This window comes from Acidobacteriota bacterium, assembly GCA_030774055.1.
GTDB lineage: Bacteria > Acidobacteriota > Terriglobia > Terriglobales > Acidobacteriaceae > JACPNR01.
This window is the reverse complement of sequence record JALYLW010000015.1, coordinates 20,580-28,875: the sequence shown is the minus strand read 5'-3', so window position 1 is coordinate 28,875 and position 8,296 is coordinate 20,580. Positions and strand designations below refer to the sequence as shown.

Here is an 8,296-nt window from a genome sequence, read left to right as displayed (position 1 = left end):
CCAGTGACCTGCACGCTGCCCATCAGCTCGCCGTGCTGTTCTTCGACGTCGAGCACGCGAAGCGTCGCGCCCATGCCGGCGAGCACGTCGAGGATGGCGGCGCGCGTGGGATTCAAGAGCAGCCCATCGATCACCAGTCGCGAGCCGGGCAGCATGGCCGCGGCGCAAAGAAAGAAGGCGGCAGAGGAGATGTCCCCGGGGACATAGATCTCGACGTCGACGGCGTGCAATGCCTGGCCGCCGCGGATGCCGATGCGCTCGCGCTCGCGCGTGACTTCGGCGCCAAAGGCGCGCAGCGCCAGCTCGCCGTGGTCGCGCGTCCGGTGCGGCTCCGTAATCCAGGTGTCGCCCTGCGCGAGCAGCCCGGCAAACAGCAGCGCCGACTTCACCTGCGCGCTCGCCACCGGCAGCGCGTACTCGATGCCGTGCAACATAGTCTTCGCGCCGCGTATCTCGAGCGGTGGCAGCGCGCCTTCGGCCGCGCGGATGGCCGCGCCCATGCGCTCGAGCGGCTCGATCACGCGCGCCATGGGGCGCCGCGAGAGCGAAGCATCGCCGAACATCCGCGTGGTGAAGGGCTGCGCCGCCAGGATGCCGGCGAGCATGCGCATGGTCGAGCCGGAATTGCCGCAGTCGAGCGCCCCCCTGGGTGCTTCGAGCACGGGCCCGCATCCGGCGATGGCGATGGCGGCGCCTGTGCTTTCTTCGCCGCGTTCGACGTCGCAGCCCAGCGCTGCCATGCACGCCAGGGTGCGAGCGCAATCGGCTCCGGTGGAGAAGTTCCGCAACTGGGTCTTGCCGCTGGCGATGCCGGCGAGCATGGCGTAGCGATGCGAGATCGATTTGTCGCCCGGCAGGCGCAGGCTGCCGGCAAGATGTCGCGCCGGGCGGATCGCGAACTGGCTACGGCCGGTCGTCATATGCGGTGGGGCTTCCCATCGTCCCATCGATCTTCGGTTATCGTCCTAAGCAACCCCGAACGGGACCGCGCCTTCGCCGCCCCCACGCCGGGCAAATAACCGCTCCTGCGAACGAAAGCCCTGCCTTCGCGGCAGGGCTCCTTTTCTTGGTCGCTGGCTAACGGCGCGCTCCCGCCTCCGCCATCGTCTCTTTCAAAATGTCTGGCGGAACCTCGCGCAGTTGCAGGCTGAGCTCGAACATCGGCGTCTCGGAGCCACGGCCCCAGCGATTGACCTCCCAGTGCGCGCGCAATGCCTTGATCTCCGCCCGCGGTGAAAGATCGAGCAGCAAGGGATGCTGCCCGGGATAGAACTTTTGCGGGAACACGGCCAGCGGCTTGGCCTCCCAGGCGTCGCCGTCGGTGGAGCCCCAAATGCTTACATCGATGGCTTCCTGCTCGACCACCCGTGCGATGTTGAGCGTGAGCAGGAAGACCTTGCCGGGCGCGGCGAGGTTCACGACCGGACCGTCACCCTTGCTGGTGACGACGGTTGCGGGAGCGATCAGGTAACTCTCAGTCATCGCGATGGATTGTAACTGGATAGCGGCCGGTTTTCCAAAGCACCGCCAATCTCCACGGCAAAACTAAAGAAGGCTGCCGTTGCCGGCAGCCTCAAAACGAATCAACGGGATCTTACAGGGAGCTCATGTTGGCCAGGAACTCGCCGTTGGACCGGGTCTTACTGAGTTTGTCGATCAGCAGCTCCATGGCTTCCACCGGCGAGAGCGGGTTCAGAACCTTGCGCAGCACCCAGATGCGCGCCAGGTCTTCCTTGGGGATGATGAGCTCCTCTTTGCGGGTGCCCGAGCGCTGAATATCGATGGCTGGGAACACGCGCTTATCCGAGAGCTTGCGATCGAGGATCACTTCCGAGTTACCGGTACCCTTGAACTCTTCGAAGATCACGTCGTCCATGCGGCTGCCGGTCTCGACCAGGGCGGTGGCGATGATGCTGAGCGATCCTCCCTCTTCGATGTTACGGGCGGCGCCGAAGAAGCGCTTGGGACGCTGCAGCGCATTCGAATCCACACCGCCGGAGAGCACTTTCCCTGAGGGTGGGACGATGGTGTTATACGCGCGCGCCAGGCGGGTGATGGAGTCGAGCAGGATCACCACGTCGCGCTTGTGCTCGACCAGGCGCTTGGCCTTCTCGATGACCATCTCCGCGACCTGCACATGGCGGGCAGCGGGCTCATCGAAGGTGGAACTGATGACCTCGCCCTTGACCGAGCGCTGCATGTCGGTCACTTCCTCAGGGCGCTCGTCGATGAGCAGCACGATGAGCACGACCTCAGGATGGTTGGTGGTGATGGAGTTGGCGATGTTCTGCAGGATCATGGTCTTGCCCGCGCGCGGCGGCGAGACGATCAAGGCGCGCTGGCCCTTGCCGAGCGGGGTGAGCAGGTCCATCACGCGGGCGGGGATGTTCTCACGCGCCGTCTCCAGCTTTAACCGCTCCTGCGGATAGAGCGGCGTGAGGTTATCGAACAGGATCTTGTTGCGCGCCTCATCCGGCGATTCGAAATTGACCGCCTCGATCTTGACCAGCGCGAAATATTTCTCGCCTTCATGCGGCGGCCGCACCTGGCCGCTGACCGTGTCGCCTGTCTTCAGGTCGAACTTGCGGATCTGCGAGGGCGATACATAGATGTCGTCGGGCCCGGGAAGGTAGTTGTAATCCGGCGAGCGCAGGAAGCCGTAGCCATCGGGCAGTATCTCGAGCACGCCTTCGGCGAAGATGTGTCCTTCTTTTTCGCTCTGGGCCTGCAGGATCTTGAAAATCAGGTCCTGCTTGCGGAGACCGCTCGCGCCCGGCAAGTCGAGGGACCGGGCAATCTTGGTAAGCTCGGTGATGTTCTTCTCTTTGAGTTCTGCGATCGTCATGTTCACCTACGGGAATTTTTAGAGAGGGGGGACTAAGCGACGGACGCGCCAGCCAAATCTGGAGGGTGGTGCGCTCCGCGGCGCAGGACGCGCCGCGAAGCAGTATTATGCAGCCCGCTTGTGCAATTCTGCAAGCACTTCGTTGCGACCCATCACCGTTTGCAGTTCGGGCGCCGTGCCCACGGTGGTCAGGATCTCGTTCATCGTGTCCTGGATGCGAGTGCTCGGCTTGTGAAACCGGCGCGTGGCCTTGGCCGCGAGCTGGCACAGCTCATAACGATTCCGTACCGTCTTCACGGCCGGAAAAACCAGATCGGAACGCATGGTGTATCTCCTCTTATATTGAATGCCGACTGCTATTAATCTTTCCCGCGAAGAAGCAGGTCCCATAAGTGCCGCGAACTGCTTACTCGCTGGATTTCCTGGGATGCGACAACCAGATAGATGCCGGAAGGGCATCCTGAGTTGCGTGTTTTTTCGCTGGCCGTTCGTACCTGCTCGCGCCAGAGATACCTAAAATAGCGGCTGTTGGCACCCAAGTCAACCGCTAAAACAGGCAGGAATCCCGGGCGTATATCCCTCGAGATAAGCGTGTAAGTGGCTTACCCTTAATGCTTTACGTACAGCAGCTTCTACGCCAATCCGAGGATCTTCGCCGAGGTTTTCGGCAGCACCCCGCCCCCGCGCAGCTCCTTGTAGCTCACCGCCGAGCACCTAACCGGGACGGTGACGACGAGTCTAAGTTTGGAAAGCACTCGCACGAGCGTGAGATCGTTCGTAAAGGTGGGATAGCAGATGACGTCGTTACCGGTAGGGATTCTTCTCGCAAGTCTGATCTGCTGTGACGTCGCATCGGCACAATCGAACCTCACAGAGCCGAAGGCCACCCCTTCTGCAGGATCATGGGAGAAAGTCGCCTGTCCATTCGATTCGGGGAGAGCGCGGCTTTCGGTCACTTGCGGCCGGCTGAAGGTGCCTGAGAACTACGATGATCCCAAAGGTCGGTCCATCGCAGTTGCCTTCATGGTCGTCAGCCCCGAGCGCAAGAGAGATTCAGGAAGCGCGGTCATTTTCCTGAGCGGCGGGCCAGGGTCGCCGAGCCTGGTGCATGTAGAGACGCTGGTCACGCTTCCGGCCATCCGTGAGATCGTCGTGGATCGGGACTGGGTCTTCTTTGATCAACGCGGAGGCGGCCGATCTTTGCCGACGCTCTATTGCCAGCCTGAACCCGACTATCTCAAACAGGTGAAGGAGTGCAGGGACCGGCTGATAAAGGAGGGTGTCGACCTCTCGCAATACAACAGTGCCAGGATCTCGAGCGATATGGAGGCGCTTCGCAAGGCCTTGGGCATAAAGCAGTGGAACGTCTGGGGGGCGTCGTACGGGGCCAGGCTGGCGATGACCTTTGCACGTTACTATCCGGCGAGCACGCGGACCGTACTTGTAGACGGCCCCTACTTGCCCGAGGATCAGGAGCGTGTCGAGGACCTTCGCGGTGCAGAGGTCGTAATCAGCAAGATCTTTAACAAATGTGCCTCCGACGCAGCGTGCTCGGCGAAATTTCCGCAACTCCGAAGCCGATTCCTGGCCGCCCTTCCCAAGCTCAGGCAGCAGCCGATCGTGGCCGGGAAAGAGCGGATCGACGATGAGAGGGTCGCGGGCTTTGTGGTCGACTCGCTCTATGGCGGCGCGGTGCCGACCTTTGAAAAGCGCGTGCAGACGGTCATCGCTTATGCGGATGCGGCAGCCAGGGGCGATGGCGCGGCACTGCTCCAGATCGAGAAAACGATGGCGGACGAGACGCCGCCCCGGCCGCAGTTACCCGATCAGGGCAGGTGGAACGTCGGACAGAACCTCTCAATCGATTGCCGCGAAGAGAAGCCCTTCGAATCGATGGAGGAATATGCGCAAGCGGCCGCCAAATCAGAGCTGGTCCGATCACTTCTGGGGGGAGGCGGACTCTGGTCTTTTCAAGGGTGTGCGTTGTGGCCCGCGGGACGAGCCGATGCGATCGAGAACACGCGAGTGTATTACGACGGCCCGATGCTCGCTTTTACCGGGGAATTAGATCCGACCTTGTCAGGACTTGCTGGCTACAAGATCGAGATGCTGTATGCCAACGCGAGGAACGTCGTCTTCCGGAATGCTGGCCACGCCCAGTTCTACATACGGTCCTACAATTATTCACCGGAAGAGTATCAGTACAGGCGGTGTGCCCTGGAGCTGGGGAGGCAATTCCTCACCGATCCGCAACGAACTCTCGATACTCGCTGCGCCGAGACAAGAGAGCTACGCTTGGTCCCGTGACCCCGCAATCCGTCTTAAGCCCAGTACGTCCGGTCGAGGGTCCGGTACTGGATGGCCTCGGCGATGTGCTTGGGCTGGATCGCCGGCACACCCTCGAGGTCGGCCACCGTGCGCGCTACCTTTAGGATGCGGTCGTGGGCGCGGGCGGAAAGTCCCTGCTGCCCCATGGCGCGCTCCAGCAGATGCTCGCAGTCGGGGGAGAGTTCGCAGTAAACGCGGATCTCGCGCGAGCCCATCTGCGCGTTCGAATAGATGCGTTCGCCGCCGGCGGAAAAGCGGGCGAGCTGCACGTCGCGGGCGCGCACCACGCGCTCGAGGATCTTCGCCGAGCTCTCCGGCAACGCCCCGCCGCCGCGCAGCTCTTTGTAGTTCACTGCGGGGACGTCGATGTGGATGTCGATGCGGTCGAGCAGCGGTCCCGATATCTTCGAGACGTAGCGCTGGATCATGGGCGGGGTGCAGTGGCACTCGCGATGCCGCTGGTCGTTGTGATACCCGCACGGACACGGGTTCATCGCCGCGGCCAGCATGAAGCGCGCGGGAAAGGTGAGCGACATCGCGGCGCGCGCGATGGAGACGCATCCGTCTTCGAGCGGCTGCCGCATCACCTCGAGCACGTTGCGCGGGAACTCCGGCAGCTCGTCGAGGAAGAGCACGCCGTGGTGCGCGAGCGAGACTTCCCCGGGACGCGGGATCATCCCGCCGCCGATCAGCCCGGCGTCCGAGACGGTATGGTGCGGCGAGCGGAACGGACGCGTGCCCACCAGTCCGCCACCCGGCTCGAGCACTCCCGCCACACTGTGGATCTTGGTCGTCTCCAGCGCTTCGTTGAAGGTAAGCGGCGGCAGGATGGTGGGAATGCGCTTTGCCAGCATCGTCTTGCCGGAGCCGGGCGGGCCGATCATCAGGATGTTGTGTCCGCCGGCGGAGGCGATCTCGAGCGCGCGCTTCGCCGTCTGCTGCCCGCGCACGTCGGAGAAGTCCACCGCGAACCGCCGCGCTTCGTTGAGCGCGACGTCCGGATCCAGGATCATCGGCGGAATTGTGTTGCCTGAGTTCACCAGCTTCACCACGTCGACGAGTGACTTCACCGGATACACGTTCACGCCCTTGACCACCGCAGCTTCGCGCGCATTGACCTCCGGCACGATCAGGTTCTTGATGCCCCGGTCGCGCGCCGCTACTGCGATCGAGAGCGTGCCGCGCACGCCGCGGACTCCGCCATCGAGTGAGAGTTCGCCGACCACCACGTAATCTTCCAATGTCTTGCGCGTGAGTGCGCCGTAGCAGCCGAGGATGCCAAGCGCCATCGGCAGATCGAAACCGGAACCTTCCTTTTTCAGGTCCGCGGGAGCAAGGTTGATGGTGATGTGCGTGGGCGGGACGTCGTATCCACAATTCTTCAGCGCGGCACGGATACGCTCGCGGCTCTCGCGCACCGTGGCGTCGGGCAGACCCACGGTATTGAAAATGCCACCGTCAGTGGACTGGATGCCGGAGACGTCTACCTCCACCTCGATGAGGTTGGCATCGATCCCGTAGACCGCGGCGCTGAGCGTCTTGAAAAGCATGGACGCTTCGAAGTATAGGCTTCGTGTCGCGGTTTGACGTTGTTCGGAGGGCTTTTGTCGTGATTCTGGAACAGCCGGTTATGTGGAACAGTACTACGCGGCAGTGTCCTCGTCCGCCGGCTCGAGGTTTACCGGGATGCAGGGCTGGTCGTCGCTCGGGTTGACCAGGCCGCAGCGGCTGCACACGAACATGCCATCGCTCTCGCGCATCATCGCCTGGTGATGAAGAAGTTCCATATTCAGTCAGAGAGGAGGATCGCGGTGCAGGATGCCCTGCCCGGATTTTTCCCGTTTACCGCTCGCCTTACCGCTCCACCGCCATGGCGACCGCGTTGCCGCCGCCCAGGCAGAGCGCCACCACGCCACGATGCACGTCGCGCCGCATCATCTCGTAGATCAGCGTGACCAGCACGCGCGCGCCGCTCGCGCCGATGGGGTGCCCGAGCGCGACCGCGCCGCCATTCACGTTCACCTTGCTCGCGTCCAGTCCAAGCTCCTTCGTCACCGCCCACGCCTGCACGCTGAACGCTTCGTTGAGCTCGAACAGGTCCACGTCTTCTGCCTTCCATCCTGTCTTCGCCCAGATCTTCCGGACCGCTTCCACCGGCGCCATCATCACCCACGCGGGATCGATGCCGCTGGTCGCCTGCGCCACGATGCGCACCATGGGCTCCTTGCCGAGCGCTTTCGCCTTGGTCGCGCTCGTCACTACCAGCGCTGCCGCGCCGTCATTCATCCCCGGCGCGTTGCCGGCGGTCACGGTGCCATCTTTCTTGAACGCAGGCTTCAGCTTGGCCAGGGTATCGAGAGAGGTATCTTCGCGCGGGCCTTCGTCCCGATCGAACTTCATCGGCGGATCGCCCTTCTTCTTCGCTGGGATCTCCACCGGGACGATCTGCGAACTGAAGCGGCATTCCTTCCACGCTGCAAGCGCCTTCTGATGCGACTTCACCGCAAACTCGTCTTGCACCTCGCGCGTGACCTTGTATTTCTCGGCGACGTTCTCGGCCGTCTGCCCCATGTGATAGTTGTTGTAGATCTCCCACAGGCCGTCGTGGATCACGGCGTCGATGATCTGCGCGTTGCCCAAGCGGTATCCCTTGCGCGCCTGGGGCAGCAGGTAAGGCGCGTTGCTCATCGATTCCATCCCGCCCGCGACCACGATCTCCGCGTTCCCCGTCTGGATCGCCTGCGCCGCCAGCGCCACCGCTTTCAGTCCCGAGCCGCAGACTTTGTTGATGGTCATGGCGCCGACGCTGGGCGGAAGTCCGCCGAGCAACGCCGCTTGCCGTGCCGGGTTCTGTCCCAGGCCGGCGGAGACCACGTTGCCCATGATGCACTCATCGATCTCCGCGGGCTCCAGGCCGGCGCGCTTCACGACCTCGCGCACCACGGTGGCGCCGAGCTGGGGCGCGGGCACGTCGTTCAACGCGCCCTGGAACTTGCCGATGGCGGTGCGCACTCCGGCGATGATGACTGCGTCGTCCAATTTCGGTGACCCCGTGTTTGCTGGACCCATGATCGATTGACTCCTGCTGAGAATGGCGCGGTTGCCGCAACCGTTCATTATAAG

At 63.0% G+C, this 8,296-nt stretch carries 8 protein-coding genes; 1 reads left to right on the top strand and 7 read right to left on the bottom strand.

Annotated elements, in window-relative coordinates; translation table 11 throughout:
* The 4 genes from M3P27_01600 to M3P27_01585 form a co-directional block, all read right to left on the bottom strand.
* A partial coding sequence (locus M3P27_01600) for a 3-phosphoshikimate 1-carboxyvinyltransferase (protein MDP9267006.1) occupies positions 1-920 on the bottom strand: 920 nt, incomplete at its 3' end.
* A gap of 157 nt (positions 921-1,077) precedes the next feature.
* The gene (locus tag M3P27_01595) at positions 1,078-1,482 is read right to left on the bottom strand and encodes a hypothetical protein (GenBank protein ID MDP9267005.1); all 405 of its coding nucleotides are present in this window, start codon (positions 1,480-1,482) and stop codon (positions 1,078-1,080) included.
* Positions 1,483-1,594: 112 nt separating this feature from the next.
* Positions 1,595-2,845, bottom strand: a complete 1,251-nt coding sequence (gene rho / locus M3P27_01590) for a transcription termination factor Rho (protein MDP9267004.1) — start codon at positions 2,843-2,845, stop codon at positions 1,595-1,597.
* A 105-nt stretch (positions 2,846-2,950) separates the two neighbouring features.
* Entirely contained in the window at positions 2,951-3,169 is a 219-nt protein-coding gene (locus tag M3P27_01585; GenBank protein ID MDP9267003.1) for a DNA-directed RNA polymerase subunit omega, read from the bottom strand.
* A gap of 648 nt (positions 3,170-3,817) precedes the next feature.
* Between M3P27_01585 and M3P27_01580 the strand changes: the two genes are divergently transcribed.
* Positions 3,818-5,152 (top strand): alpha/beta hydrolase, encoded by a 1,335-nt coding sequence (locus M3P27_01580; GenBank protein ID MDP9267002.1) that lies wholly within the window; start codon positions 3,818-3,820, stop codon positions 5,150-5,152.
* Between the two features lie 14 nt (positions 5,153-5,166).
* Here M3P27_01580 and M3P27_01575 read toward each other — a convergent pair whose 3' ends face one another.
* The 3 genes from M3P27_01575 to M3P27_01565 all read right to left on the bottom strand — a co-directional run bounded on the left by M3P27_01575 (position 5,167) and on the right by M3P27_01565 (position 8,212).
* Complete coding sequence (locus M3P27_01575; protein MDP9267001.1) at positions 5,167-6,723, bottom strand: YifB family Mg chelatase-like AAA ATPase; 1,557 nt, start codon at positions 6,721-6,723, stop codon at positions 5,167-5,169.
* A 93-nt stretch (positions 6,724-6,816) separates the two neighbouring features.
* Positions 6,817-6,960: a hypothetical protein gene (locus M3P27_01570; GenBank protein MDP9267000.1), complete on the bottom strand. Its 144-nt coding sequence runs from the start codon at positions 6,958-6,960 to the stop codon at positions 6,817-6,819.
* Positions 6,961-7,027: 67 nt separating this feature from the next.
* Positions 7,028-8,212 carry an acetyl-CoA C-acetyltransferase gene (locus M3P27_01565; GenBank protein MDP9266999.1) on the bottom strand — a complete coding sequence of 395 codons (1,185 nt, stop codon included), beginning with the start codon at positions 8,210-8,212 and terminating at the stop codon, positions 7,028-7,030.
* Between the last annotated feature and the right edge of the window lie 84 nt (positions 8,213-8,296).